Source organism: Antarcticibacterium flavum, from assembly GCF_006159205.1.
GTDB lineage: Bacteria > Bacteroidota > Bacteroidia > Flavobacteriales > Flavobacteriaceae > Gillisia > Gillisia flava.
In genome coordinates this window covers 140,389-166,029 of sequence record NZ_CP040812.1, presented here as the reverse complement: position 1 = coordinate 166,029, position 25,641 = coordinate 140,389, and the positions used below count along the sequence as shown (strand labels likewise).

General features: G+C 37.9%; 25 protein-coding genes and 1 tRNA gene. 15 read left to right on the top strand and 11 right to left on the bottom strand.

Features of this window, described 5'->3' with window-relative positions:
* Nucleotides 1-11: 11 nt before the first annotated feature.
* From FHG64_RS00700 to FHG64_RS00675, 6 genes are all read right to left on the bottom strand, one after another.
* Nucleotides 12-1,514 carry an efflux RND transporter periplasmic adaptor subunit gene (locus tag FHG64_RS00700; protein ID WP_025743393.1) on the bottom strand — a complete coding sequence of 501 codons (1,503 nt, stop codon included), beginning with the start codon at nt 1,512-1,514 and terminating at the stop codon, nt 12-14.
* Nucleotides 1,515-1,534: 20 nt separating this feature from the next.
* Nucleotides 1,535-1,777 carry a hypothetical protein gene (locus FHG64_RS00695; protein ID WP_081740528.1) on the bottom strand — a complete coding sequence of 81 codons (243 nt, stop codon included), beginning with the start codon at nt 1,775-1,777 and terminating at the stop codon, nt 1,535-1,537.
* 17 nt (nt 1,778-1,794) lie between these two features.
* Entirely contained in the window at nt 1,795-2,979 is a 1,185-nt protein-coding gene (locus FHG64_RS00690; RefSeq protein WP_025743395.1) for a TolC family protein, read from the bottom strand.
* A 94-nt stretch (nt 2,980-3,073) separates the two neighbouring features.
* Complete coding sequence (locus FHG64_RS00685) at nt 3,074-3,511, bottom strand: hypothetical protein (protein ID WP_025743396.1); 438 nt, start codon at nt 3,509-3,511, stop codon at nt 3,074-3,076.
* A gap of 115 nt (nt 3,512-3,626) precedes the next feature.
* Nucleotides 3,627-4,463, bottom strand: coding sequence for a DUF932 domain-containing protein (locus tag FHG64_RS00680; RefSeq protein WP_025743397.1), 837 nt, complete (start codon nt 4,461-4,463; stop codon nt 3,627-3,629).
* Nucleotides 4,464-4,559: 96 nt separating this feature from the next.
* Nucleotides 4,560-4,967: a hypothetical protein gene (locus FHG64_RS00675; RefSeq protein ID WP_025743398.1), complete on the bottom strand. Its 408-nt coding sequence runs from the start codon at nt 4,965-4,967 to the stop codon at nt 4,560-4,562.
* Nucleotides 4,968-5,712: 745 nt separating this feature from the next.
* Here FHG64_RS00675 and FHG64_RS00670 point away from each other — a divergent pair.
* Nucleotides 5,713-6,921, top strand: coding sequence for a site-specific integrase (locus tag FHG64_RS00670; protein ID WP_139064643.1), 1,209 nt, complete (start codon nt 5,713-5,715; stop codon nt 6,919-6,921).
* Nucleotides 6,922-7,313: 392 nt separating this feature from the next.
* Here the strand turns inward: FHG64_RS00670 and FHG64_RS00665 are convergent, their stop codons facing one another.
* The gene (locus tag FHG64_RS00665) at nt 7,314-7,739 is read right to left on the bottom strand and encodes a hypothetical protein (protein ID WP_139064642.1); all 426 of its coding nucleotides are present in this window, start codon (nt 7,737-7,739) and stop codon (nt 7,314-7,316) included.
* Nucleotides 7,732-8,925, bottom strand: coding sequence for a hypothetical protein (locus tag FHG64_RS00660; RefSeq protein WP_139064641.1), 1,194 nt, complete (start codon nt 8,923-8,925; stop codon nt 7,732-7,734). The genes FHG64_RS00665 and FHG64_RS00660 overlap by 8 nt, the downstream gene beginning before the upstream one ends.
* A 602-nt stretch (nt 8,926-9,527) precedes the next feature.
* On the opposite strand from FHG64_RS00660, the gene FHG64_RS00655 reads away from it, so the two are divergent.
* The 3 genes from FHG64_RS00655 to FHG64_RS00645 all read left to right on the top strand — a co-directional run bounded on the left by FHG64_RS00655 (nt 9,528) and on the right by FHG64_RS00645 (nt 12,148).
* Entirely contained in the window at nt 9,528-11,060 is a 1,533-nt protein-coding gene (locus FHG64_RS00655) for an IS1182 family transposase (protein ID WP_139067853.1), read from the top strand.
* A 297-nt stretch (nt 11,061-11,357) separates the two neighbouring features.
* Nucleotides 11,358-11,804 carry a hypothetical protein gene (locus FHG64_RS00650; RefSeq protein ID WP_139064640.1) on the top strand — a complete coding sequence of 149 codons (447 nt, stop codon included), beginning with the start codon at nt 11,358-11,360 and terminating at the stop codon, nt 11,802-11,804.
* 137 nt (nt 11,805-11,941) lie between these two features.
* On the top strand, nt 11,942-12,148 hold the full coding sequence (locus FHG64_RS00645) for a dodecin family protein (protein WP_139064639.1): 207 nt from the start codon (nt 11,942-11,944) through the stop codon (nt 12,146-12,148).
* 112 nt (nt 12,149-12,260) lie between these two features.
* Here the strand turns inward: FHG64_RS00645 and FHG64_RS00640 are convergent, their stop codons facing one another.
* Nucleotides 12,261-12,494, bottom strand: a complete 234-nt coding sequence (locus tag FHG64_RS00640; protein ID WP_139064638.1) for a hypothetical protein — start codon at nt 12,492-12,494, stop codon at nt 12,261-12,263.
* Between the two features lie 74 nt (nt 12,495-12,568).
* Nucleotides 12,569-13,660, bottom strand: a complete 1,092-nt coding sequence (gene glk / locus FHG64_RS00635; RefSeq protein ID WP_139064637.1) for a glucokinase — start codon at nt 13,658-13,660, stop codon at nt 12,569-12,571.
* Between the two features lie 268 nt (nt 13,661-13,928).
* On the opposite strand from glk, the gene FHG64_RS00630 reads away from it, so the two are divergent.
* From FHG64_RS00630 to deoD, 3 genes are all read left to right on the top strand, one after another.
* On the top strand, nt 13,929-14,423 hold the full coding sequence (locus tag FHG64_RS00630) for an Hsp20/alpha crystallin family protein (protein WP_139064636.1): 495 nt from the start codon (nt 13,929-13,931) through the stop codon (nt 14,421-14,423).
* A 555-nt stretch (nt 14,424-14,978) separates the two neighbouring features.
* Entirely contained in the window at nt 14,979-15,638 is a 660-nt protein-coding gene (gene deoC / locus FHG64_RS00625) for a deoxyribose-phosphate aldolase (RefSeq protein ID WP_139064635.1), read from the top strand.
* Complete coding sequence (deoD, locus tag FHG64_RS00620) at nt 15,635-16,336, top strand: purine-nucleoside phosphorylase (protein ID WP_139064634.1); 702 nt, start codon at nt 15,635-15,637, stop codon at nt 16,334-16,336. Before deoC ends, deoD begins: the two co-directional genes overlap by 4 nt.
* 57 nt (nt 16,337-16,393) lie before the next feature.
* On the opposite strand, the gene FHG64_RS00615 is transcribed toward deoD, so the two are convergent.
* Nucleotides 16,394-16,467 (bottom strand) — tRNA-Arg (locus FHG64_RS00615).
* A gap of 320 nt (nt 16,468-16,787) precedes the next feature.
* Between FHG64_RS00615 and FHG64_RS00610 the strand changes: the two genes are divergently transcribed.
* The 8 genes from FHG64_RS00610 to FHG64_RS00580 all read left to right on the top strand — a co-directional run bounded on the left by FHG64_RS00610 (nt 16,788) and on the right by FHG64_RS00580 (nt 25,638).
* Nucleotides 16,788-17,834, top strand: coding sequence for a response regulator (locus FHG64_RS00610; RefSeq protein WP_139064633.1), 1,047 nt, complete (start codon nt 16,788-16,790; stop codon nt 17,832-17,834).
* A 523-nt stretch (nt 17,835-18,357) separates the two neighbouring features.
* Nucleotides 18,358-19,440, top strand: coding sequence for an efflux RND transporter periplasmic adaptor subunit (locus tag FHG64_RS00605; protein ID WP_139064632.1), 1,083 nt, complete (start codon nt 18,358-18,360; stop codon nt 19,438-19,440).
* Nucleotides 19,437-20,699 carry an ABC transporter permease gene (locus tag FHG64_RS00600; RefSeq protein ID WP_139064631.1) on the top strand — a complete coding sequence of 421 codons (1,263 nt, stop codon included), beginning with the start codon at nt 19,437-19,439 and terminating at the stop codon, nt 20,697-20,699. Before FHG64_RS00605 ends, FHG64_RS00600 begins: the two co-directional genes overlap by 4 nt.
* Nucleotides 20,700-20,708: 9 nt before the next feature.
* The gene (locus tag FHG64_RS00595) at nt 20,709-21,383 is read left to right on the top strand and encodes an ABC transporter ATP-binding protein (protein WP_139064630.1); all 675 of its coding nucleotides are present in this window, start codon (nt 20,709-20,711) and stop codon (nt 21,381-21,383) included.
* Between the two features lie 239 nt (nt 21,384-21,622).
* Nucleotides 21,623-21,823 carry a hypothetical protein gene (locus tag FHG64_RS19485; protein WP_246054230.1) on the top strand — a complete coding sequence of 67 codons (201 nt, stop codon included), beginning with the start codon at nt 21,623-21,625 and terminating at the stop codon, nt 21,821-21,823.
* 83 nt (nt 21,824-21,906) lie between these two features.
* On the top strand, nt 21,907-23,475 hold the full coding sequence (locus FHG64_RS00590) for a flavohemoglobin expression-modulating QEGLA motif protein (protein ID WP_246054228.1): 1,569 nt from the start codon (nt 21,907-21,909) through the stop codon (nt 23,473-23,475).
* A complete protein-coding gene (locus FHG64_RS00585) occupies nt 23,472-24,518 on the top strand; it encodes a glutathione synthetase (RefSeq protein WP_139064629.1) in 1,047 nt (348 codons plus the stop codon). Before FHG64_RS00590 ends, FHG64_RS00585 begins: the two co-directional genes overlap by 4 nt.
* A 67-nt stretch (nt 24,519-24,585) precedes the next feature.
* Complete coding sequence (locus FHG64_RS00580) at nt 24,586-25,638, top strand: glutathione synthetase (RefSeq protein ID WP_139064628.1); 1,053 nt, start codon at nt 24,586-24,588, stop codon at nt 25,636-25,638.
* Nucleotides 25,639-25,641 lie beyond the last annotated feature (3 nt).

Genomic DNA, 25,641 nt, shown 5'->3' with positions numbered 1-25,641 from the left:
TCTCTTCGTTTTTAATGTTCGTGACCGTGTGCAGGTGTTGAACCCGACATTGAAGCCATTTTAACTTGATATGCTCCTGTAGTTACTACCACTTCGCCAACTTGCAGACCTTCCAGTATCTCTACATTTTCGCCATTGCGCTTTCCAAGCTTAACAGGTCGTCTTTCAAAACTTTCGCCTGATAGTTGAACGATAACGGAATAGCTTCCATAGTCTTCCAAGAGAGCATTCACAGGAATCATTGTGTTCTGTGTTGCATTTCCCATCGCTATCTGAACAGGTGTTAGACTTCCTATTGGCATATCGACGGTGGCATTGACTTCTGTAAAAACAGAAATCAAAGGATTTTCACGTTCCACGTCCTTACCAATCGAAAGGATTTTGCCCTCGGCATCAGTTACGTCTTTCCATTGGTTATCATTATCCTGATACCATATACCTTGTAAATTACCCATCGTAAGTCCGTAGTTGGGTGCTAACTGCGCTTTTAAAACTCTGGATTGATGCGTCCCAACGGTTACAAGTGTAACACCTTGTTCTACATAATCGCCATTTGAAACAGTTATGGATTTGATAAAACCATCAAAAGGTGCACGTATTTGTTTGCTTCCGCCCGAGACACCAGACACCAATGATTGATAGTTGGCTTTGGCTATCTCGAAACTGCTCTCTACTTTTTCAAATTCAGATTTCGGGACTATTTTGGATTCGTATAGCTCTTTCTTCCTTTCATATTCCGATTTGGCCTGTTGGAATGTCGCTTTCGCGGAAGCGATATCCGTACTTAAATTATTGGATGCCAAACCTTGACTGTTCAAGCTCATCAACAACTGACCCTGTTTTACCGCTGTACCTTCGGTTAGGTTATTTACTTTAAAATCTACCACACCATTGGATTTTGCCGCCAAGGACTTTGTAGAACCTGGCGATGGCATCCAAACACCGGACGTATTGATAACATCGTAAATTTTACCCGTAACGACAGGTGCGGTTTGAAAATCGATTTTCCAAGCCTGCTCTTTTAAGAACGAGATACTTCCATCATCTTCGGCAGTACCCAATGCCATTATGGCTTCATCTGCATTACTATAGACCGTAACATCGTCAATCGTTATTTTATCTGAATAGTCTGGCGTTTTCAATTCAAAAACAAGTTGGTAACTACCAGCTTCTTTTGGTTGAATGGTAGGCGAGAATATGCCTGGTGATGAAGGTGCATCTGCGATATTGCGAATGCCTTTATCGCCCTTAATCAAACTAAGCGTAACCGAACCTTCGCGAACGGGCTGATGCTTGTCCAACACCGTAAAGTGGGCTGCAAGCCTGCTTGGACTGCCTACTATTAAAGCAGGGAATTCTACGAATAATTCTGTTTTGTTTGTCCAAATGGTGTGGTCCAAGCGTGGAATTTCTTCTCCTTCGTGGCTACCATCGGGATTGTGTGCGTGTGCGTCTTCTGCCTTGTTGTTACAAGACATTGCCAAAAAGGCAAGCACTATGAGTATATATTTCATCTGTTATATCTATTTGTTTTTTAGTGGTCTTGGTGTTCCTTCCCCTCATCGTGGGTATGGCTATCCGTTTTCATTTCCATAGAATCTTTTTCTACTTGAAACTCTTCTTGCTCTATGGTTTCATCGCCCATATGGTTGCCGTCTGCATCGTGGTCGTGACCGTGTTCTTCAGTGGTTTCTGTTTTTGATTTCGTATCTCTACAAGATGTCATTGTGAAAATTGAAACTGTTAGAATTGCGAATATTATTTTGGAAATCCTCATAATTGTATGTTTAAAATTTATAATTGATGTTTTAATAATTGTGCTTGAAGCAGTTGCAGTTCCTTTTCCATTTGCAACATTTTATCTGAAGCATTTCTGTAAAACTGAAGTTCTACATAGTAATCCATAAACGAATACTCGCCCAACATATAGGCTTTAAAAAGTAAATCCTCACTTTCTAAATTGCCCATTGTTGTTTGATACTCATTGTATTTTTTGAGCATCAATTCGTATCGATTATAAGTTTCCTGAAACTGTGTGTAAAGCGAAGTGCTAATTACTTGCGTATTGGACTGCTGATACTCATAATTGGCTTCGGCAGCTTTTACTTTGTTCTTGCTATTCCAAAGGGGAATCGAGACACCGCCATAAAAACCAGAATAATGACTACCGCTAACGCCTTGATAATTGTAGCCAAGTGCTACGTTTGGTAGTACTTTGTTTTTTTCCAGTTTTACTTTTTGAAGTGAAGATGTCTCAATAGCCTTTAATTCTTGCAGTAAAGGGTCATTTGATAATTTTTCCTGCCAAAGACTTTCCTCCGCACCAACTTCAATAGGCAATGCAAGTCCTGTCGAAATGCCACTAATTTCATTACCGCCGTTCAACGTTTTGAGTTTTGACAGCAAAATTTGAATTTCGGTTTCAATCTGTTCCACGGCAAACTGCTCTTGAATCCAAGCAATTTTCGCTTTATTCAAATCTAAAATGCCTACTTGCTCGGTATCAAAAAGTTTTTGGATTTGGTCAAAAACCTGCTTGCTCTGGGTTTTTCTTTCTGCTTCAACAGTTTTTTGTTTTTGCAAGTAAGCAAGTTCCAAAAGCGTGTTCTTCGCTTTCAACAAGACTTCCTGTCTCTTGTTAGCATAGGCTGATGCTAACTGTTGCGATTTAGACTCGTTCCATTTGCCACGAGCAGCATATACCGTTGGGAATTCAAAAGATTGCGATAGTTGATATTCGGTATAATCTCCAGTTCTATTGTCGCCAAATGGCAAATAAAAGCCAGAAAGCTGTGGGTCGGGCAAATTATTGTTGCTCCTGTTTTCGAGTTGCTGACTTTCAATGAATGATTGATAGCCTTTTAACTCCGTGTTATTCTGTTCTATTTCATTAAGTAGTTGCTCTATATTTTTATCCTGTGAGAAACCACTAACAAAGAACAGGCATCCGCAAATTGCGGACACGATGTGTTTATTCATTGTGTGAAATTTTAGGTTTAATCTTACCTGTCGGCTGACAGGTCTACATTTATAAAAGGAAACAGTACCGTAGCGATACCGTAGTCCTAAACGATTAACCTAAAGATGGTGGGCCTCGTGAGTCGAGGGAAGAGAGGTAGGGATTAAAGTATTTATTGGGTGGATGATAGACAGGCGATTTACTATTTTGCCTGTAATCAATTAAGAAGATATTTTGGGTTTCAAAAGAACTTTTTGCAACATCCTTTTCAACAACGGTTTGTTGCTCGATTGTATTCCTTTCAAGTAAGACTATATCGCTGGATACCGTGGAATGGATGTGCATATCCATAACGAACCCAAAAAACCCATAAGGGGATTCTTCTTCGTGGGAATCATCATCGTGATGATGATGTTCGCCAGTATGGGCAATATCTGAATGGGAATGAGCGTCCTCGTGTTGATGGTGCAAATGCGGAAAAACCTGATGCAGCATCATTAGGCTAAACAAGCCTAAAAAGAAAAATGCCGCTATTTTATTTGGTTTTTGCATTAGGTACAAAGATACCATTATTTCTTATTTGTGAAAATTTAGAGTACTTCAATCTCTTTTAGAAAAGGTGAAAATCCAGTTTAAGGTACTGGATGAACCTTTTTATAATGTTTCTTTAAACCATTGCATATATTTCATCAAACAATATCTTATCAAATTTTTCCTGTTGCGAAAAAGTTTTTTTCAAGGTATTGTGAAGCATCCAATTAAAGGCGTTATACCCATCCCATAATGTGGGCGTTTTATAATAATCGTGTCCTTCTTCGGCTATCATATCCAATAATTCCCTGGATTTCTTTGAAGGATTATCGTTTTTGTCGCTACATTCATATCGGAACAGTTTCGTTTTTTCCAATATTTCCTTTACGAATGCTTTGGTGTCGATAAGTACGATTTCTTCCATTTCCCTGAATTTTCTTGTGATTTCGTAGTATTCGTTATCCAAGAACTTCTCGAATAGAAAATTCAATTTCGGCATTATTAAATCTGTATTGTTTTTGCTGTGCTTTATTGAAAATGCTATTTCTGATTGAGCAACGTGCAAGCCATTGGTGCATACTTCTCTATAAAATCCAAAATGCCCGGAAGTCTTTTCGCTTCCGTCATAGGAATTTTTGAAACGCAACATCGGTAATATCTTATCCTGTTCATTCTTCAACGAAAACTGATTATGGTCCTCGATTATAAAGTCGGCAATGAAAGACCTGTCATTTCTGTTAATCGTGCGTTTATGATATTTCAGATTGGCATCCAGTAATAGCTGTTCGGCTTTTTTGAAAAACAATTCATTTGGAATATGGCCATAACTGTTCGAGACCACATTCACAATTTTGTCATTGGAAATAACGGCATTTTCAAGTCCTCTTCGAGACTCCATACCAGTAATAATTTTTAACGATTTCATTTCATTTGAAACGAAAATTTCATCTTGTTGTAAACGATTTAAATACATAATATTTGATTTTAGACCTGTCTGAAGACAGATATGATTAAAAAAAGAAAGCCTACTCTTGCGAGCAGGCTTTCACATTTGAAGACATTAGCTTCATTAAAGTTCAAATTTTAGAATCTGTTCTTCAATCTCTGATTTACGTTGTTCCAAAGTGGACTGTAAATGTGTAGTTACCAACTTGATTAAATTCGTGTTGGTCGTCTTGAATTCCAGATTACGTGAGTCCCTTATATGGAAGGAACTCGAACCATCCTGATTGTAATTGAACTTGGTAAGCTCGTTCAATGTTTCCGTCAACCGTTCACGTTGATTGGCCAAACCTCTCAATTTTTCAAACTTTTGAATTCTGTCATCCAAATTAATCTCTGGTTTTTTGGCTACCACGAGCTTTTCCGGTGTAACAGCTTTTCCGATAGCTTCCTCGGTCAACTTCTTTTGAACTTCCTTTTTAACGGTTGCATTTACTTTTTTTGCTGTTCCGTTTGATTTTACTTTTGTTTCCATAATTAAATGATTTTAGATTAAACAATATTTGAGCAAAACCCAAACGGAAGACAAAATTTTAGAGTGGAAAGGAAACGGAATAAATAAGCGAGGGAAGAAGCGATGGCTTTATGCCGTCCCTTTTCCGAAAAATATTTTGCGACGTTTATATTTCGGTAATATTGTATGAATACTCTCTACCTCAAATTTTTCTATAGAAGTTCATCACTTAAAAGACCTATAATGAAATAGTTGATTACTCGATTTAATGTGTTTCCAGAATGATTAACTTAAAGATATTTAGTAGAAATGATAAGGCATAATGAACCAAATTTGAAGCAGTATTAAGAGTCATAAAATAAATGACTTTTTATGTTGGTTTGAAATAATACAAATTATATATTTGCACCATCAGAAAGTAAAGCATTTTACTTTAAGTTCATTTATAATATCGTCAACAAATCGGCTAACAGTTTGGTTCCGGAATCTGTAACTGATTGATATATATAATATTATGGGGAAAGGGTATAATCCTGCCACCCCGACTTGTGTCATTTTAAATGACATCATATGGTACCTAAATAAATGATTTCCAGTACTTTAATAAAACTGGAGATCATTTTTTTTTGTTTAATATCAAGGAAAAAGTTACCTATTCGGTTACCTGTTTTATAACTTCTTTTTTCTTAACTTTCAGTAGCCACAGGGCTTTTAGGTAATTTGACTTTCGTACAATTTGTTAAATCGGTTACCTAAAACAAAGGCAATGAACTCACAACAAACATTTCGCATTCTATTTTGGCTTAATAAATCAAAAGCTAAAGACATTCGGTTACCTATTTACGCCCGGGTAACCGTAAATGGCCGCAGGGCAGAAATAAGTCTTGCCCGATATTGCGATCCCGAAGCCTGGGATGACCGGGCTCACAGGATCAAAGGAAGAAATCCGGAGGCCACAGTATTAAACAACTATTTGGATGCCAAATATGCTAAGTTGCTTCAGTGTTACGAAGACCTGCTAAAAGAAGATTGTATTATAACAGCTCAGGCTATAAAATCTCGTTTCCTGGGATCTGATGCTACCTTTAAAACTCTCAATAATGTTATCGAGCATCATAAGTCCACCATGGGAGATTTTCTCAAACACGGAACCTTAAAAAATTATGGTGCCACTGAAAAGTACTTACTGAAATATCTTGCCAGGGAGCATAAGACCAAGGATATCTATTTAAAAAACATCTCTTACCAATTTGTTACTGGATTTGACAAGTTCCTTAGAAGACAAAAAGATAAAACTGGCAAAAAGCAATTAAGCAACAATGGGATTATGAAGCATATGGAGCGCTTCAAGAAACTTATAAACTTGTCTATTAAGCTTGAATGGATGGAAAAGGATCCCTTCCGGGATTATAAAATGAAGTTCGAAAAATTTGACCGTGCTTATTTAAACCAAAGAGAGCTAAATTTTATTGAGGAGACACGATTCACCCGTACTACTTTAGAAAAAACAAAAGATATTTTTCTTTTTGCCTGCTATACCGGTTTGTCATATATCGATGTAAAGAACTTAACTCGTGAAAACATTATAAACGGAGTAAACGGAAAGGATTGGATTTATTGCAGAAGGGAAAAAAGCCAAACCCCTATTAAGATCCCTTTGCTGGAGAAAGCAAAAATGATCCTGGAAAAATATAAGACCCCGGTAAATGAGGTTCTACTTCCGGTTTACAGCAATCAAAAGACAAATAATTATCTTAAGGAGATTGCATCTCAATGTAAGATTCCAAAAAAATTAAGTTTTCACGTCGCCAGGCACACATTTGCGACTACAATAACTCTTTCCAACGGTGTACCTATAGAAACTGTTTCGAAGCTTTTGGGGCATTCTAAACTATCTACAACGCAGATTTATGCTCGGGTTGTTGACCAGAAAATTGGAGATGATATGGACCTATTGCAATCCAAGCTTGTTTAATACTTGTTCCGGGCAAAAAAAAAAAATAGACATCTGAGCGTAGCGAAGTCCGGGAAGCCCCCCAAATCTATCAGAACTAATACTATTTTGCGAGGCATTTGTTCCCATTAATCTTCAATAAGAAGCAAGTCCATTTACCATTTTCACGGAAATTTGCTGTAAAAATTTGCCTGTTTACGGGGCCTCCCGAAGTATTTACTGTAAATTTCCCAGCAATTTATTTTATGTGATTATGTAAAGTGTTGAAAATCAAGGGGGAATAAATTTATAACATCGCGTAGCGTGTTATCCTCTTGCTATCCCCCTTTTAATTAAAACTTAAACCCTAAACAAAACTTTAGAGAATATCTAAATAAATTTTTTTTTTGCCATTTTGGGGACTTTTAATTTTACTAGATTAAAACCTCTTTCAGTATCTCAATACTCCATTGTTTTCCTTTTTTTACAGCTTTGCCCGTAATTCCGACACCTTCTATTTTTGAATAGAAATCAAAAATCAGAGTAATTTCAGAATTATTACATTCTACGTTCCTCAAATAAATTTCAAGTAGATCCGAGTAATTTTCATTTGTTGTAATTAAGGCTTTTTCGGAATTGTAATAAATTTCAAATTGTGATTTTATATATTGAGTACATTTAATTTTTAACGGAGACCTACCGACTTGGTCCACATGTAAGTATCTCCTTACTCTAGTATTTTGAAGAATTTCCTCTACTACAGTTTCAATATTAGACTGGGAAATACATGTACCTTTAGATTGACCGAAAACTAAAGCTTGAAACAAAAAAGTTAAAATAAAAATAGCCGTATTATTCATAACCATAGTATTTAGTTAATATTAAATCTTGAGCTGAACTTGGTTCAAGATTTTCGCCATAGGCTCGTATTTCGAATTCCGCACCTTCTTCACCGGGGAAATCAATTCCTTGGGCATTCACCCCTTGGTGGGTATATTCATGGAGTAAAACCACACCCAAATAAAAAAGCAAACCATCCTCTAATGCCTGATCAGTAACATCATTCTCTAAATATAGGACATAATCAATATCTAAAAAAATTAATTCTGGGTGGGCAGGATCAAAAAGACCGACTGTTTTATAGTCTGTAATTGGGGCATAGTTATCCAATTGAATAATGGTTATAGTTGGCCCATTTCCCCATTCCAAGTCATGTTGTATTTGAGAAAGAGAGAGAGAAGTAATATCTTGTAAAGCATTTGTAATAACTGGCATATCTTTTACATTGGGAAGTTTGTTTCTAAGATACTCTGTGAGTTTAGGATATCTTTGGGCATAGTCGGAGTCAACGGGATACCTAAAAGTAGGTTTATAAGAAACTAAAACATCTTCTAAAACAGGTGCAGCAAAGGGTTCATCAGGATCTAATTCTTCTGGTTGAGTACCTATACTTCCACTACCATCTCCACCACCTGTACCACCCTCTGAATATTCACCTGTATAATAATTCGGTCCAGAAATAAAAGTGGTATAACCATAATCATTTCCACCGCCTCCAGAACAAGTACTAAATTTAGAAGTATAAGTTTCGCCCTTGTCACTAGCCCTGCAATCACTATCATGCCCATAATGTACGTTTTCCGAGCACCATGTTTTTACGGTAACTATAAAAGCTTCACAAGTGTATTTTGAAACACTGTTTACATCAATATCTGAATTTAAACGCTCTATTTTAATAGGAAGCAATTCATTATTTTCTAATAAATAAGTCACTATCATAGCTGCAGATTTTCCATTTCTTTTTTCCACAACGAGATTCCTAAACTGGTTAGGGATTGATACATCATTAAAATTTTCTAATAAGAACGAATATGAAACATTTTTTCCAAATTGTGTTTTATCAATTCTTCGGTGAGGTACAACCCTGATGCTGTCCATGCCTTTTGAAGTTTCAAATACTGCCACTTCTTCGATTTTAATTACATTGAGTTCATTAAGGATTTCTTGAAATTCATTTTCCTTATTAAGTTCTGCCCAATTTAACAACGATGAATGAGAGCTAATTTTCTTGAGTGTATCATTAATATCCTATGTTATTATTTCCGAAGCCGGATGATTCTCAGTGCTACAGGAAATATTTAATACGCAAGACAACATTCCAAAAAAAATAATGTAATTATTTTTCATTTTTTATAGATCATGGGGTTATTAAGTTTTCAAGATATTAAAATTTTATAAAAATGTTAAAAAAAATCAAAAATATTGAAGTTAAAGAGGGTTGGTGTTTTAAAACAAACCACAGATTTTATTTACACCACATGTTAATTATGTTCCCTTTCTGATAGAAGTACTTTTCGTATAAATGAACTCACAAATGATTAATACTCCTTAAGATCCTTCATTATTTCTTTTTCTCCATTCTATTTATTCCCCTTACTTATTAAAAAGTTTTTTATATTTGGATCTAAAGATTCTCATTCTAAAAGTTACCTATTCGGTTACCTGATGGGAAGAAAAATAAGAAAAGTACTGATTTTACTGGTATTACGGGAGAGGCAAATTAACCCTGCCACCCCGACTTAATGAGGCTGTCTGAAAAGGCAGCCTTTTTCGTTGGAAATAATTCTAAGATGTATTATTTTCATGGTATGAACAAGAAAGTTGTATTTAAGACTTACTCTCAGGACCAGTTAAGTCTTCTTCCACCCAGCTATGATGATTTAGTTCCTAAGAATCATCCTGTCCGAATTGTAAATACCATTGTTGATCGCCTTGATATCTCAACTCTAGAAAGGAGCTATAAAGGAGGTGGTACTTCCAGCTATCATCCCCGGATGTTACTAAAAGTGACCATCTATGCCTATTTGCGCAACATTTACTCCTCTCGTAAGATAGAGCAAGCCCTGCAGGAGAACATCCATTTTATGTGGCTTAGCGGACAAAGCAAACCAGATCATAACACCATCAATGATTTTAGAGGAAAACGATTAAAAGGAATTTTCCAAAACATTTTTAATCAGGTCGTCATTTTATTGGCAGAACAAGGAGTGCTTTCTCTTAAAGAACTTTTTGTTGATGGTACCAAGATAGAAGCCAATGCTAACCGCCATACCTTTGTGTGGGGCAAGTCTAACAAGACTAGCAAAGAGCGTATCAAAAAACAACTCAAAGAACTCTGGAAATATGTGGAGAGCGTTTATGACCAGGAGCAAATGTTGCCAAATGAACCAGATTTTGAAGCTATAGATCCTGAAAAAGTTGCTCAAACCATTGACACCATAAACCAGGCCCTGAAGGACAAAGAGATTGACAAGAAGGTCAAACAAAAGCTCAATTATGCCAAAAAGAACTGGCCACAGAACCTACAAAAATATAATGAGCAGGAGAAGATCCTGGGAACAAGGAACAGCTACAGCAAAACAGATCCCGATGCCACCTTTATGCGGATGAAAGATGATTATATGCAAAATGAGCAATTAAAACCCGGGTATAACTTGCAGGCTTCAACCAACAATCAGTTTATCGTTAACTACTCCTTAGCACAAACTACAGCTGACACCACCACTTTAAAAGATCACCTGCAAAAACATATTGCCTCCTATGGAGAAGCTCCTCAAACTCTTACTGCCGACGCTGGTTACGGCAGTGAAGAAAATTATGTTGATCTAGAAGAGAAAGAAGTTACTGCCTATGTGAAATACAACTACTTTCACAAAGAACAACGGGATAAAAAGCACAGAGAAAACCCTTTCCATCCAGATAACTTGTTTTACAACCGTGAAACAGATACTTATTACTGTCCAATGGGACAGGCGATGAATAAAATAGAATGCTACGAGAGTCAAACTAAGAATGGTTTTAAACAAACAATACATAGATACCAGGCTCAGAATTGCCTTGGATGCCCTCTGCGAGGCAGCTGCCACAAAGCAAAGGGGAACAGAACTATAGAACGCAATCACAACCTAATCCGCCTGAAAGAAAAAGCAAGGGATCTACTGCTCAGTGACGAAGGTATAGCACATCGCAAGCGTCGGTGCTGGGATGTAGAGGCTGTCTTTGGAAATATTAAGCAGAATATGGGCTTCAAGCGATTTATGCTCCGAGGAATGGAAAAGGTTACCACTGAGATAGGACTCATAGCAATGGCACACAACCTTAGGAAGTTCAGTGTAGCCTAAGAGCTATATCATTGACTTTCTATAATTTTATAAAAAGGAGAAGCAAAACAATTATTAAACAACATAAAAAGAGAAACCGCCTAAAAATTACTTTTTAGACGGCCTCTTTTTTATTCCCGGGTTTTACTTCATTAGATCATCATTCATCCTGAACAGAAAAGGGCACAAGTCTTCCCGCAACAATCTCTTTATGTGGCATGGATCAAAATAACTGCTTGAAAATCTGATAAATATCAATGATTAGTCCTCTCTCATTGCTTAAATTTAAAACTGCTTATACACTTAAATCCCGGAATTATGGAAGCGAAAGATCAAAAATTCAGTTATATGGAATGGAAGAGCCCTGAGGAGATGCATATATCCTGCCTGCAGTGGCTTAGCGAAATTCATTTTATTGAAGATGAACATATTTTCCTGGAAGATATGTTGAGGGAATATACACTGCCTGTCCTTGAAGCTCATTTTTACGAGAAAGCAAGAAATCTTATTACCGAACTATCAACACTGGATAAAAGAAGGGCCGATCTTAAGACCAGGCTTTTACGTCATAGAAATCGGCTGGAGATTATGGTGGACGGGAAAGATCAACTGGAGGAGGAAACTGAATATAAAGATGAGCACCGGCGGCTAAAGAACGAAATGGGCCACTTTAATCAAAAGTACAGGAACCTTAAACAGGAGATATTTTTGACCGTCTCCAAAGCCTTAAAGGACCAAAAGCAAAAGAGGCTTCTTTCTGATTAAAGCTATGACGAGGCTTTTACTAAGTCTTTCTTAATAACATCAATTTCCCTTTAATCTTATGTTAATCATTTGATTAAGGGGCTTATTATATGTAAGTTAATGTAGAATTATAATGTTTAACCACTAAATATAAAATTATGAGTACAGTTAAAGTTATTGAGATCATTGCAACATCAGAGAAAAGTTTTGACGACGCTGCAAGAAATGCAGTGAAAGAGGCAGGTAAAAGCGTAAAGAATATACAATCTGTATACATCAAGGAAATGAATGCCAAGGTATCGAACAACGAGATCACTTCTTATGGTGTAAATGCCAAGATATTATTTGCAGTGGGTGACAGGTAGAATTTCCTTCACATTTATAAAGCGAGAGATCCGGAAAATTCCGGATCTCTCTTTTTGTGCACCCTGTACACAGAACCGATTGGCTCATTTCTCTCGATATGCTAAAATGGGACTAAGTAATTCTAAGTTCACCACCTGTTGGCCTGTGCGTTAGTTTATGATGGTGGAGAATCTCCTGTAAACTTTCCAGGTAATCCTCAAAATATTTCTCATTCATAAGGTCTTTCCCCTGGCTTGGGATCGTGACGGTATCTTCAGTAAGAAATGGATAAACTTCGTGATAGAAGCTGGATATTTCACTGGTAACTGAATTGATCTCTATTAATAAATATTGTAACCTGCTCATATCATTAATATTAACTTACTTAAAGATACGAAATTTACAGGTGTAAGGTGGAGTAAATCAATAAATTAACAGGGTCATCCTTTTGCCCTTCTACTATTTACAAGTTCCCTGGCGGCATAGAATGCAGCCCCGTACATAGGAGAGTTCTCATTGAGAATGACCTGAATTTTCATTGTTTCCAACAAGGGATTCATTCGGTTCATTTGCTGGAAATCCTCAATGAAAATTTCGGGTTTGAAATTATCGATAATTTTAGGCAAAATCCCGCCTCCCAGATAAATGCCACCGGTGGTTTTGAATTTAAGTGCCACCTGCGCTGTTTCAACCGCAAGATACTTCTGGAAAAGTTCCATCACTTCAGTACATACAGCATAGTTATCTGCGGCAGCGCATTCACTAATAACGGCTGCAGGATCCTTATCTTTCAGAAGCTCTGAAAACCAACGGGGTTCATCTACACTCCTATGCTCCTTTAAAAACCTGTATATATTATAAATGCCCGGGCCAGAGATAATTCGTTCCCAGCTCACATGACCAAACCCCTTCTGCAGGAATTTGAGAAAATAAATATCAAGTTGGTTACGAGCGGCAAAATCACAATGCCCACCCTCTGTTGCGAAAGGTTGGTAGGTCATCCCATTCCAGTATAACCCCGCCTCACCCAGGCCGGTGCCGGGAGAAATAAGGGCGGCATTTCCTGCAATGCCACTTCCTTCCTTTATCGTCCTGAAATCCTTATCTTCCAAAATAGCCAGACCATAAGCATTTGCCTCCATATCATTGATGAGGGATACCAGCGGTAGGTTTAATTCCTGCCTAAGCTTCTCCTGTTCTAAAACCCAGGGAAAATTAGTTCCCTCCACCTTCCCTCCTACTACCGGTCCTGCTACTCCCAGGCACATGCTGTCAACCTTCGGCAGATCCTTAATTTCGAGGTTTTGCAACATTTGAGAAAAAGAGGAATATTCGCGCGTAATAAAAGTTTCTTGGTAAAGAGAATGAAGTACACCTTCTTCCAGGGAATAAAGAGAGAGGTTAGTTTTTGTCCCCCCAACATCCCCCGCCAGAATTGTCCCTCTTGCTCCGGAAAAACTCTCCACGTTTTCCAAAAATGGTAAATACGAGTCATTGTTGGAATCAATCCTTATCTTGATAGGTCTGCTCATAATCTAAAATTTATAACAGGTATAAGTAGCAATGATTATAAAAATAGAGAAAAATAATCTCCATTAACTAACATATTAAATTATTGTCCGGGGACATTTTTCAGAAGCTATAGAATTTATTGGTTATTAAAGTGAATGAGGAGTATTGTCTAATGCTGAAGGAAAAGTTAAAATACTGAAAGACTGATTTTTATCAGAATATCATATCTTTTTAGAAGTTAAATTAGAGCTGTTATTAACCTGAATATTAATTTAAAACCGATACATCATGTCACTAGTAAAAAGCAGAAGCCGTTCCCCAATGATGAGGGAATCCTTCATGGAAAAAGACCCGTTCTTTTCAGATCTTTTCAATAGAAAAGGACTTTTGAACCTAAACAAATTTTTCAATGAAGACCTTGAAAAACAAATGAATCTTCCTTCACTTAATGTAAGTGAAAAGGAAAAGAATTATGAAGTAGAACTTGCAGCTCCGGGATATGCCAAGGATGACTTTGACATCACTATAGATGAAGGGATACTTACAATTTCTGCCGATAAAAATGAGGAGTCAAAAGAAGAAAAAGATACTTTTTTACGCCGGGAATTTAGTTATAACTCCTTTACCCGCTCAATTGGATTACCAGATAATATCGATGAGGACCAGGAAATAAAAGCTTCTTATAAGGATGGAGTTCTAAAACTTGTTCTTGCGAAAGATGAAAATGAAATGACCAGGGAACCAAAAAAAATAAAAGTTTCCTTGAGAATTGCAAGGGGGTGAGAAATTACCCCCTTTTAGTTTCAAGGCGGAGCAAATATGTATTTAAACAAAAACAGGTAGACTCACGTCTACCTGTTTCCGAAAAGAAAAGGATTCTCTCTTCCAAAGTTTCTAAACCATTATGAAATGAATAGAAAAACTAATTCTTGAGCACTCTCCCTCTCTAAATATATGACCGCCCGGGACGGTTAAACCAAAATACAAGAAACAGGAAAACCATAACGATTTTCCTGTTTCTTAAAGATATTCTCTGCCATTCCAGTATCTACCTTTTTTAAGAGTGATTCGGGTTTACCCGATGTCAATGGCTGTAATATCCTATATTATTTGTTTTAGAACGTTTAAATCTATAGCACTAATTTAAGCAATTTTTCAAAATAAAATATATGATCAAAATCATTTTTTTATCTCTTTTAGAATATTTTTTTTAGAGTTCTTCTTTAGACAAACATGCCAAACCAGGACAAAAATTGATTTGTATCATAAATAACATTTCCGGGATTTTATAATTTTGGTTTCTTACATTTAATTCCTGAAAATCTTTAACAAGTATATATGAATCTCAACAAATACATTGATCATACCCTTTTAAAACCTACCGCTACTCCTGCAGATATAAAAGAACTTTGTAAAGAAGCCAGGGAACATGATTTTTATGCCGTATGCGTAAATGGAAGTTATGTGGAGCTGGCTGTATCAATGCTAAAGGACAGCAATGTTAAAGTTGCTGCGGTCATTGGTTTTCCACTGGGTGCCATGAGCCAGTCTGTCAAAGTTGCTGAAGCTAAGGATTGCGTGGCCAAAGGTGCCGGGGAAATAGATATGGTAATAAATCTTGGTATGCTAAAGGCCGGCCACCTCAAGGCTGTGGAAGATGAAATTAAGGCCATAAAACAGGCCATTGGTGACGAAGTCGTATTAAAAGTTATCATTGAGACCTGTTACCTCACTAATGAAGAAAAGATAAATGCCTGTAAGGCTGCCCTTAATGCCCAGGCAGATTTTGTGAAAACTTCTACCGGTTTTGGAGCAGGAGGTGCCACTCCCGAGGATGTAAAAATTATGAAAAACACAGTTGGCAACAGGATGCAAATAAAGGCGTCTGGCGGAATTAAGGATAAAGAAACCGCACTGGAATATATCAACCTGGGCGCAACCAGGCTGGGAACATCATCTGGCATCCAACTGGTAAGCGAAAATAACGAAACGACATGAGCGTACATATAGAAGCAGGAAAAGGTGAAATTGCTGAAACCGTTTTACTACCGGGTGATCCTTTAAGGGCAAAATGGATAGCAGAAACTTTCCTAAAAGATGCGGTATGTTATAACAAAGTGAGGGGAATGCTGGGATATACCGGCACTTATAACGGAAAAAGGGTTTCTGTCCAGGGAACCGGGATGGGGATCCCCAGTACCCTTATATACTGCTATGAGCTTATAAATGACTATGGGGTACAAAACCTTATTCGGGTAGGCTCTGCAGGTTCATTCCAGGAGGAGGTCAAATTAAGGGATATTGTTCTTGCTATGAGTGCTTCAACAAATTCATCCCTCAACAAGGCCCGGTTTCTTGGTGCCGACTTCGCACCTACTGCCGGTTTCGATCTATTTATGAAAGCCGCCTTGTTTGCAAAAGAAAATAATATATCTATCAAAGCGGGGAACATTCTGTCGTCTGATGATTTTTATGAAGAGGATCCCAAAGGTTTCCAAAAATGGGCAGATTATGGGGTGCTATGCGTTGAAATGGAGGCTGCCGGCCTTTATAGTATAGCAGCAAAATATAATGTGGATGCACTTGCCATTCTTACAATTTCAGATTCCCTGGTTACCGGTGAAAGAACAACGGCTAAGGAAAGGGAGAATACTTTTAAGGAAATGATTGAAATTGCCCTGGGCACTTTATCCTAAAGTCGAATCTGTATCAAACCCTATAAAACAAAAAAGCCTCCGATTGGAGGCTTTCTGTGATCTCGACAGGATTCGAACCTGTGACCGTCTGCTTAGAAGGCAGATGCTCTATCCAACTGAGCTACGAGACCTTTTTCGCGGTGCAAATATAAGCCTCTTTATAATTAAAACAAGATTTTTTTTAGGCAAATTCTTAATTCTTTACCTCCCCCCTCTTTAATCACTTCAAATCCAGTTGTTCCGCTAGAATTTTTTCTCCCCAATTATTTTATATAATTAAAATTCTAAAGGTTCAAATCAAGCCCATAATAGTTTTTATAACCCAGAAGAGATCTTCATTTTTTCTCAGGGAATACGTATATTTAGTGAGCTTAAATTTGGCTTTTAACAGCACTGAAATTTTAATTTTTCAGAAGTAAAAGCTCATACCTGCTTTACACATATAGGGTGTATGAAAAAGATCCTGATCATAGAAGATGATGAGATCCTACGGGAGAACACCAGGGAATTGCTGGAATTATCCAACTTCAATGTAATTACTGCGATCAACGGTAAAATTGGAGTTCAAAAAGCCCTTGACCACCAACCGGACCTTATCCTGTGTGATATCCTTATGCCGGTTTGGGATGGTTACAAGGTACTCGAAATACTTCGTGCCCGGGAGGAAACCAAATTAATCCCCTTTCTTTTCCTAACTGCCAAAACCGATATGGCCGATATAAGGTTTGGAATGAACCTGGGAGCAGATGATTACATCACCAAGCCTTTTAAGGAAAATGAACTTGTGCAGGCAATCCAAAGTCGATTGGAGAAATTTGATCTATTGCTAAATCCAGCAAAGGGAAAATTTAAAGACTCCCGGGCCGGTAGAATATCTACTATTGAAGAATTAAAAGCCCATATGAGGCTTAAGGGTGAAGTGCTTCATTTTAGGAGAAAAGGTATCATTTACAGGGAGGAAGATCATGCTACCAATGTATATCTTCTGGAAAAAGGGATCATCAAGTGCTGTAAAATGGATTCAGATGGAAAAGAGTTGATTACCGCACTTTATAAAAAAGGAGAGTTCTTTGGCTTTTATTCATTTAGGGAAACCCTTCCCTATGGGGAAACCACAACAGCTTTAGAAGGGGGAAAGGCCTATTTTATCCCGCGACAACATTTTGTTGGGATCTTCAATGAAAACCCAGACCTCACGTTGGAATTTGCCAACCTTTTTACAGACGCTCTTACCCATATGAGGGAACATCTCCTGGAAACAGCTTATGGTTCTGTGCATAAAAAAACCGTTCATACCCTACTCCAATTTGCTGAAAAGATGCTTACAGAAAAAAGCGATACTATTAAAGTTGCCCGAAACGACCTTGCCAGCGTCGCGGGGATCTCTACAGAGAGCCTTATAAGAAGCCTTGCCGTGCTTAAAAGAGAGCATTTGATCGAGATAGATGGAAGAAGCATCAAATTCCTCAATTTTCAAAAACTTCAGAATTTGATCTGAAAAAAATGTATCACAGGGATTCCATCTGTGTGTTTGAATTAAAAGTCGAAGAAATAATCTAAGAATTTTATTAGTGTCCAACCTGGGTCCAACCTGGACCTGCCAGGTTTCTCGTTCGATAAATTGGCCTTAAAAAGGAGGGATAGTTATTTCAGAGAATTCAACCTGGTAGATCTGCCACGGGTGTTATATTATTCTCACGATCGCGCTATTCCTTGTTTAGACCTACCAGGTTACTCTTTTTCAGGAGCTGGAATGAAATGGGAATGGGTGCTTTTAAGGAACTAAAACCTGACAGGTCAACCTCGCGTTCGTGCTCATCTGGTATTCTTGAAATTTCGAAAGGTAAAACCCTGGAACTGCTTATCCAAAATTGTTCAACATAACAGCATTTGGAAATGAATTCAGAAATTAATCCCGTTAAATGTATTAGTATTTGCCCGAATAGATTCCGAAGAAATGATATTAATCATTTCCTTAAAGTAAGCAATGATCTATCTTCCATGGATAAAACTACAGGAAAATGTTTAGGCTATTGCTATTCCCTGCCCTGCTTTTAGTGTTGAGCTGCGGGAATGAAAAGGAGAAGATCTTACCGGCAGAAAAAGGAATATCAGAATCTGTATACTCCTCTGTTACCGTCCAGCCAGACAGTCTTTATCAGGTTTATTCTATAGTTAATGGGATCCTGGAAAGAAACCTGGTTGAGGAAGGCGAACTTGTAAAAATTGGGCAACCGGTGATCCAGATCATCAATAGCAACCCAAAGCTTAATACAGAAAATGCAAGGCTTTCTTTGCAAATGGCAGAAAAGAATTTTAAAGGAAGCAATAATATTCTTTCCGGTATAGAAGATGAGATAACTGCAGCACAATTAAAGCATACCAATGATTCCATTAATTATACAAGACAGAAGAATCTTAAGGAGAAAGGAATAGGTTCTAAAGCTGAGTTTGATAACCGAAAACTCAATTATGAACTTTCCTTAAATTCCCTTAATCTTTTAAAGAACAGGTATTCTCTTACTAAAAGTGAATTAGAAACACAGCTTAAGCAGGCAGAAAACACTTATAGATCCTCGCTTTTAACTACAAAGGATTATACGATCAATTCCCTCATTAAAGGGAAGGTTTATTCTCTTCTTAAAGAGCCCGGGGAGCTGGTTAACAGCCAACAGCCACTGGCATCCATAGGAAGTGAGGAAAACTTTATTATCAATATGCTGGTAGATGAAGTGGACATTGTTAGAATCTCCACCGGCCAACAGGTAATTGTTTCCCTGGATGCCTACCCTGCAAAGATCTTTAGGGCCAGGGTTACAAAGATCTATCCCCAGAAAGATGAGCGTAATCAAACTTTTAAAGTTGAAGCTGCATTTTTAGAACCTCCTGAAGTACTTTATCCAGGCCTATCCGGGGAAGCTAATATTATCGTTAACTCCAGGGACAGCAGCCTGGTGATTCCAAAGTCCTATTTGTACGAAGACAACAAAGTAAAAACTGAAGAGGGACTGGTGGAAATAGAAACCGGATTTCAAACAATAGACAGTATTGAAATCCTCTCTGGTATAACTAAAGACACCTGGATCTATAAACCGGAAAAATGACCAACTGGCCAGTAATATTAGGAATAGCTAAGACTCACTTAAAGAGCAAATTCCGACAGACGGCTATTGCTGCACTGGGGGTAACCTTTGGTATTGGTTCCTATATTACCCTGGTAAGCTTTATGACCGGCCTTAATAAAATGCTGGATGATCTAATCCTTAATCAAACCCCTCATATTCAAATATATAATGAAATTGAGCCAAGCGCCATTCAGCCTGTAGGTTTTTACGAGGAGTTTCAAGGATATACAAATGTGGTACATTCCATAAAACCCAGGCAGGTCCAAAAAAAGATTTACAATGCCACCCCCATGATGGCATATTTGAATAATGACCCAGATGTCAAAGCGGCACTTCCACAGGTAAAAACCCAAATCTTTTATATTTCCGGAGCCATTGAAATTGGTGGTAATCTTACTGGGTTTGATATTCTTGAGGAAGTGGAAAATTTCAATTTCGGGGATTATATTGTTGCGGGGACTGCAAATGACCTAAAAAATACGGAGAATGGAATATTACTTGGAATTGGAATAGCAAGAAAAATGTCCCTTGATATTGGCGACAGGGTTCAGATCACTACCGTTAAAGGGGAGGTCTTCCCGTTAAAAATTGTGGGAATATATCAAAGCGGGATAGCAGAACTTGATAATATCCAAAGTTTTTCCAATCTAAAAACAGTCCAAAAGATCCTGGGAGAACCCAATAACTATATAACCAATATCAATGTAAAACTTCACAACATTGATAATGCCATTCCAATGGCCAGGGAAATTGAGAAAAAGTTCAATCTTACAGCAATGGACATTCAAACAGCAAATGCCCAATTTGAAACAGGAACCCAGGTACGTAATCTTATAACATACGCGGTATCTATCACCTTACTTATTGTAGCCGGGTTTGGCATCTACAATATTCTAAATATGCTCATCTATGAAAAGATGAATGATATAGCTATATTAAAAGCTACAGGTTTCTCCGGCAGGGATGTGCAATACATTTTTTTAAGCCAGGCAATGATCATTGGGATCATTGGAGGAGTACTGGGGCTCCTCCTGGGATTCACCCTTTCTTATGTAATTGACGGGATACCCTTTGAAACAGAATCCCTGCCTACAATATCTACCTATCCCGTAAATTTTGAAATAGGTTATTATTTTTTTGGGATCGCTTTCGCGCTTATCTCTACCTTTTTTGCCGGTTACCTACCTTCTTTAAAGGCAAAGAGAATAGATCCTGTACATATCATAACCGGGCAATAAATAGAAAGTATGAACCCTATCCTTGAAGCAAGACATATAGATAAACATTTTGAAGGACCTGTAAGTTTTCATGTTCTTAAGGATATAAATTTTCTTGTAAACCAGGGTGAGTTTGCTTCTATTATGGGTAAGTCCGGATGTGGTAAATCCACCCTGCTCTATGTTCTGTCTACTATGGATACTCAATATAAAGGAAAACTATATCTCAATAATAAACTTGTAACAGGCCAACATCCAGACAAGCTCGCATTTTTAAGGAACAGGCATATTGGATTTGTGTTTCAGTTCCATTATTTATTAGCTGAATTTACTGTGCTCGAGAATGTAATTCTCCCTGCCAGAAAATTAGGAATTAAAACCTCTTCTGAAATTGTAAAGGATGGAATTAATAAGCTTAAAATGTTGAATATTGAACATTTAGCAGAAAAAAAAGCTTCAAAAATTTCCGGGGGTGAAAAACAGCGTGTAGCCATTGCCAGGGCTCTTATAAATGATCCTGCTATCATCATGGGGGATGAACCTACAGGAAACCTTGATAGCTCAAATTCTCAAAACGTTTTCAATATCTTCCGTAGACTGAGTAATGAGGAAGGCCTGTCTCTATTGATAGTAACTCACGATAAAGATTTTGCAGATCAAACAGACCGTATCATAGAAATGGAGGATGGCAGAATTCTGAATTAAAATCTGTCAAAGAGATACGAATCTTCACTTCCTACAATTATTCTGAAAGATATATTCATGAATTTTTGATAACCCTCCTTTCCAGTCTTAAATAAAACCCAAAGTACTTTTATAAGCCTTTTTACCTGAATATAATTTTTAAATTTACTTAAACACATTGTTTATTTGAAGTTTTAACTTACTGAATAATAAACATTTACAGTTTAAAAGTTAATAGAATTAAAAATTAAATTCACCCCATGCTGGATATATCAAAATTTACTGATAAATCAATTAAGCAAATTTTAACAAAACTGGAAAAGAAGACTGAAGTGAATGCGCTCCTTCCCGGGGTGGTATACTTCATATCGAAAAAGAGGTTCCATATCTTATTATATACCGTAAGGAGGATAATGATGAAGGCACTTCGCGACTGGTTATTAGTGAAGCTTCTTATATAATCGTTGGAGATGAAGATTTTGAGGGTTATAAAAAATTCCTTTTTGAAGTAAGTTCCATGCTTTCTCCCCTCTTTAAAACCTATATGTTATTTGAAATATACGCAGGAGAAAGTGGCAGCAATACATTTATGATCAAAGCCCCTGCAAAGAAATTTCCAACTGCCCTGGATACTTTAAAAAAGGAACTGGAAGAAATAAATTCAGTTTATTCAGGTATTTATCTTCAAACCAAAATTAAGGACACACCCCGGCGGCATGCAGATGATGATGAGAACCTTATGGATGTTGACGTAGCAAAGGAATGCGGTGCGGTGCTTGTAAGCCTGGAAGTACCCCCGGTTTACAGGACAGCAGAGGGAGAACTTTATCCGGTTTTCTTCAGGGGATTCAAGGATTTTTTGATCCCGGCCATCCATAAATTCATATATGACTATATAAGGGTGCAAACCACGTACGAAGTACCCAGCTATACCGCCCTTGGAAGACAGAGTTTAAAAGATAAGGTCTTTGAAATAGATAAAAAGCTAACCGAAATTGAAAGTAGCTACCAGTTCCTATGGCTGGTTTCTCCCTCCAATATTCACCAGATCAAAACCACGTTTTTCGATAGTAATTATGAGGACTTGCTGGATTATCACTACCGTTTATTACCCATTGATCCAGATCTTTTAAAACGGGAGCTGTACAACTTAAAGATCGAGGAGATCGATGATCCTGCGATGTCATATATTTTCAGGGAAAAAAGAGAAGAACTTGATCACCAGATTACCATGTTAAGTGAAAGGGGAACCCGCAATTTCTTTTATAGCAGTATTCGCCTTTATAAAGGTGTAGACAGGTCATTATGTGAGGAGGCCCAGCAGCTATTAAGAGAGGTAGATGAAGTAACAAGTGAAAATCCAGATGACGAACTTATAGACGCCCTTGGATTTAGCAGCATGGCCAGAAAGGAATTTGATTATTTCCAACAGCAGGATGAGAATTTTAAATCCAGGGTTCACATTCGTAAGGATGTAAATATTATGATGGTGTCCCAGGGTGAGCTTTACCTGCCTGAAGATTATAAAATGCGCAAAAAGGAATCCCTGGCACTCATTCAACATGAAGTAGGGACCCACGTTCTCACCTTTCATAACGGAAGCCGGCAACCACTGCAACAAATGAAAATTGGCCTTGCAGACTACGATCCGTTACAGGAAGGTCTTGCCGTATTAGCCGAATATCTGGTAGATGGATTAACCGCGAACCGTTTACGTACGCTGGCCGGAAGAGTTGTAGCAGGGTCTGCTTTGCTGGATGGCGGCGATTTCAGGGAGATCTTCAGGCTTTTAATGAAAGATTACGGCTTTTCTGATGTTAGGGCATTCAATATAACCTCCAGGATCATGCAGGGCGGCGGATTTCTAAAAGACATTATCTACCTGCAGGGGCTTGTGCAGTTAAGAGCTTATCTACAGGAAGGTGGAGAACTTGAACCACTATTAGCAGGGAAATTCGGAATTAAACATACAAAGATCATAAAAGAATTGACAGATCGTGGAGTACTCAATACAGGTGTTTTGCGACCCAGTTATTTGTTGACAGAGAATACTAAAGAAAAATTGAACCTAATCAGGGAGGGATTACCTCTTTCAAAAATGATATCCACATGAAAATATGTTTTGTAGTTAACAGTGTTGAGACCGAAAAAAGCGGTACCACTGTATTTATAGCCCATGAAGCTTTTAGACGTAAGCACGAGGTTTACTTTATGGGGGTTGGAGATTTTAATTATAATAACAACCAGGAGCTAACAATTCATAGCACCACAATACCAAAAAATTCAAAAGCTGATAGTGCCCAGGAATTCATTGAGATCTTCAACGGTGATAAAGCGAAACATGAGAAGATCCTGGCAAAGGACCTGGACGTGCTTTTCATTAGAAATAATCCCACCGAGGAAGTTGACAGGCAGTGGGCAGAACACAGCGGTGTTGCATTTGGAAGAATGGTACAGCAGGAGGGTGTCCTCGTTCTTAATGACTCCTACGCCCTTTCCAACGCCTTTATAGATAAACTTTACTTTGAGGAATTACCCAGTAGTATAAAACCAGATTCGCTTATCACCAGGAAGAAAGAAGACATCCTTGAATTCTTTGAAAACCATAAAAAGAAAATGGTGCTTAAACCCCTGGAAGGATCTGGAGGAAGAGGAGTTTATCTTATTGATAAAAATGAGAAAAACCTTAACCAGATCATAGAGAACCTAACAGCACAGGGATATATTATAGCCCAGGAATTCCTGCCTGCTGTAAAAGATGGCGATGTTCGTGTTCTTCTTCTCAATGGAAAAGTAATGGAAAAGGATGGTAAATATGGTATTGTAAGAAGGGTAAGCGGTGAAGGGGAATTTAGAAGTAATATTTCCCAGGGTGCACATCCCGATAGCAGTGAGTATACCGAGGAAATGAAGAGAATAGTAGAGGTCACGGCACCTATTTTAATAAGGGACGGGCTCTTCTTTGTAGGTTTGGATATCGTAAAGGATAAACTTATCGAAATAAATGTATTAAGCCCCGGAGGAATGGATAGCTTCCCCCATATTGGGCTTCCAGATTTTTCAGATGTGGTGGTAGATGCCATAGAAAGAAAACTGGTTTATAAGAAAAACTACGGCAATAAGATCTCAAATAGAGAGCTCGCCACCATGGAGTAAACCTGTAGGTAACTCTAGAATATTAATTAATAGTTAGGGCTCATAGCCCGCACAAATAAGACAATAAATGAAAATTTGCTTTGTAATTAATGGCCTGGAAACAGAAGGCCCAAAGACATCTGTTTACTTAATGACTAAGGCGCACAAGCGCGGCCACGAGGTTTTTGTAGCATCTGTTGGCGATTTTAGTTTTAGTTCCAGCGCTCCCCTTGCGATGCACTGTGTAGCGATACCTGAAGGTTCAGATCCTAAAAATGCTGAAGAATTCCTTAATGCCCTTAAAAGCGAGGATGCAAGAAAGTTGCGCCTCTCTGCAAAAGAGCTGGATGTAATATTCTTAAGGAATAATCCCACAGAGGAAGAAGCCGGAAGAGAATGGGCAGAACATGCCGGGGTCGCCTTTGGAAGGATGATGCAGCGGGAAGATGTCCTGGTTCTCAATGATGCCTTTGCACTTTCTCACGCTTTCATCGACAAATTATATTTTGAAGAACTCCCGGAAGAAATTAAACCGGCTTCCATTATCACCAGAAGCTTGGATGAGATAATGGAGTTCTATGAGAAATATAACAAGAAGATCGTTCTAAAACCCCTGGAAGGCTCGGGAGGACAGGATGTTTATTTGATAGATGAGAATGAAAAGAACATCAATCAAATCACAACCGCTTTAAAACAACAGGGATATATTATTGCCCAGGAATTCTTACCGGCTGTGAAAGATGGTGATGTTCGTGTTTTACTTATGAACGGGCAGGTGCTTATGGAAGATGGAAAACACGCCGTTGTGAGACGAAAAGGAAGTGAAGGCGAATTTAGAAGTAACCTCGCCCTGGGAGGCTCTGCAGATTATAGTGAATTTACAGAGGATATGAAAAGGATCATTGAACTTACCTCTCCAAAGCTTATAAAAGATGGTCTATTCCTTGTGGGTCTTGATATTGTTGAGGATAAATTGATCGAAATAAATGTCTTGAGCCCGGGAGGCCTGGAAGTGATGGAAAGTGTGGGCTTGCCAGACTTCACCACCAGCATTATAGAATCTATTGAAAAGAAAGTGGAATATAAAAAAATGAGTGATGGCCAGATCACCAATAAAGAGCTGGCCACCATGGTATTTTAATAA

Bases quoted from the DNA above. Each gene is read 5' to 3' on its own strand.
- FHG64_RS00700 (WP_025743393.1), bottom strand. From the start codon at position 1,514: ATGAAATATATACTCATAGTGCTTGCCTTTTTGGCAATGTCTTGTAAC.
- FHG64_RS00695 (WP_081740528.1), bottom strand. From the start codon at position 1,777: ATGAGGATTTCCAAAATAATATTCGCAATTCTAACAGTTTCAATTTTC.
- FHG64_RS00690 (WP_025743395.1), bottom strand. From the start codon at position 2,979: ATGAATAAACACATCGTGTCCGCAATTTGCGGATGCCTGTTCTTTGTT.
- FHG64_RS00685 (WP_025743396.1), bottom strand. From the start codon at position 3,511: ATGCAAAAACCAAATAAAATAGCGGCATTTTTCTTTTTAGGCTTGTTT.
- FHG64_RS00680 (WP_025743397.1), bottom strand. From the start codon at position 4,463: ATGTATTTAAATCGTTTACAACAAGATGAAATTTTCGTTTCAAATGAA.
- FHG64_RS00675 (WP_025743398.1), bottom strand. From the start codon at position 4,967: ATGGAAACAAAAGTAAAATCAAACGGAACAGCAAAAAAAGTAAATGCA.
- FHG64_RS00670 (WP_139064643.1), top strand. From the start codon at position 5,713: ATGAACTCACAACAAACATTTCGCATTCTATTTTGGCTTAATAAATCA.
- FHG64_RS00665 (WP_139064642.1), bottom strand. From the start codon at position 7,739: ATGAATAATACGGCTATTTTTATTTTAACTTTTTTGTTTCAAGCTTTA.
- FHG64_RS00655 (WP_139067853.1), top strand. From the start codon at position 9,528: ATGAACAAGAAAGTTGTATTTAAGACTTACTCTCAGGACCAGTTAAGT.
- FHG64_RS00650 (WP_139064640.1), top strand. From the start codon at position 11,358: ATGGAAGCGAAAGATCAAAAATTCAGTTATATGGAATGGAAGAGCCCT.
- FHG64_RS00645 (WP_139064639.1), top strand. From the start codon at position 11,942: ATGAGTACAGTTAAAGTTATTGAGATCATTGCAACATCAGAGAAAAGT.
- FHG64_RS00640 (WP_139064638.1), bottom strand. From the start codon at position 12,494: ATGAGCAGGTTACAATATTTATTAATAGAGATCAATTCAGTTACCAGT.
- glk (WP_139064637.1), bottom strand. From the start codon at position 13,660: ATGAGCAGACCTATCAAGATAAGGATTGATTCCAACAATGACTCGTAT.
- FHG64_RS00630 (WP_139064636.1), top strand. From the start codon at position 13,929: ATGTCACTAGTAAAAAGCAGAAGCCGTTCCCCAATGATGAGGGAATCC.
- deoC (WP_139064635.1), top strand. From the start codon at position 14,979: ATGAATCTCAACAAATACATTGATCATACCCTTTTAAAACCTACCGCT.
- deoD (WP_139064634.1), top strand. From the start codon at position 15,635: ATGAGCGTACATATAGAAGCAGGAAAAGGTGAAATTGCTGAAACCGTT.
- FHG64_RS00610 (WP_139064633.1), top strand. From the start codon at position 16,788: ATGAAAAAGATCCTGATCATAGAAGATGATGAGATCCTACGGGAGAAC.
- FHG64_RS00605 (WP_139064632.1), top strand. From the start codon at position 18,358: ATGTTTAGGCTATTGCTATTCCCTGCCCTGCTTTTAGTGTTGAGCTGC.
- FHG64_RS00600 (WP_139064631.1), top strand. From the start codon at position 19,437: ATGACCAACTGGCCAGTAATATTAGGAATAGCTAAGACTCACTTAAAG.
- FHG64_RS00595 (WP_139064630.1), top strand. From the start codon at position 20,709: ATGAACCCTATCCTTGAAGCAAGACATATAGATAAACATTTTGAAGGA.
- FHG64_RS19485 (WP_246054230.1), top strand. From the start codon at position 21,623: ATGCTGGATATATCAAAATTTACTGATAAATCAATTAAGCAAATTTTA.
- FHG64_RS00590 (WP_246054228.1), top strand. From the start codon at position 21,907: ATGTTATTTGAAATATACGCAGGAGAAAGTGGCAGCAATACATTTATG.
- FHG64_RS00585 (WP_139064629.1), top strand. From the start codon at position 23,472: ATGAAAATATGTTTTGTAGTTAACAGTGTTGAGACCGAAAAAAGCGGT.
- FHG64_RS00580 (WP_139064628.1), top strand. From the start codon at position 24,586: ATGAAAATTTGCTTTGTAATTAATGGCCTGGAAACAGAAGGCCCAAAG.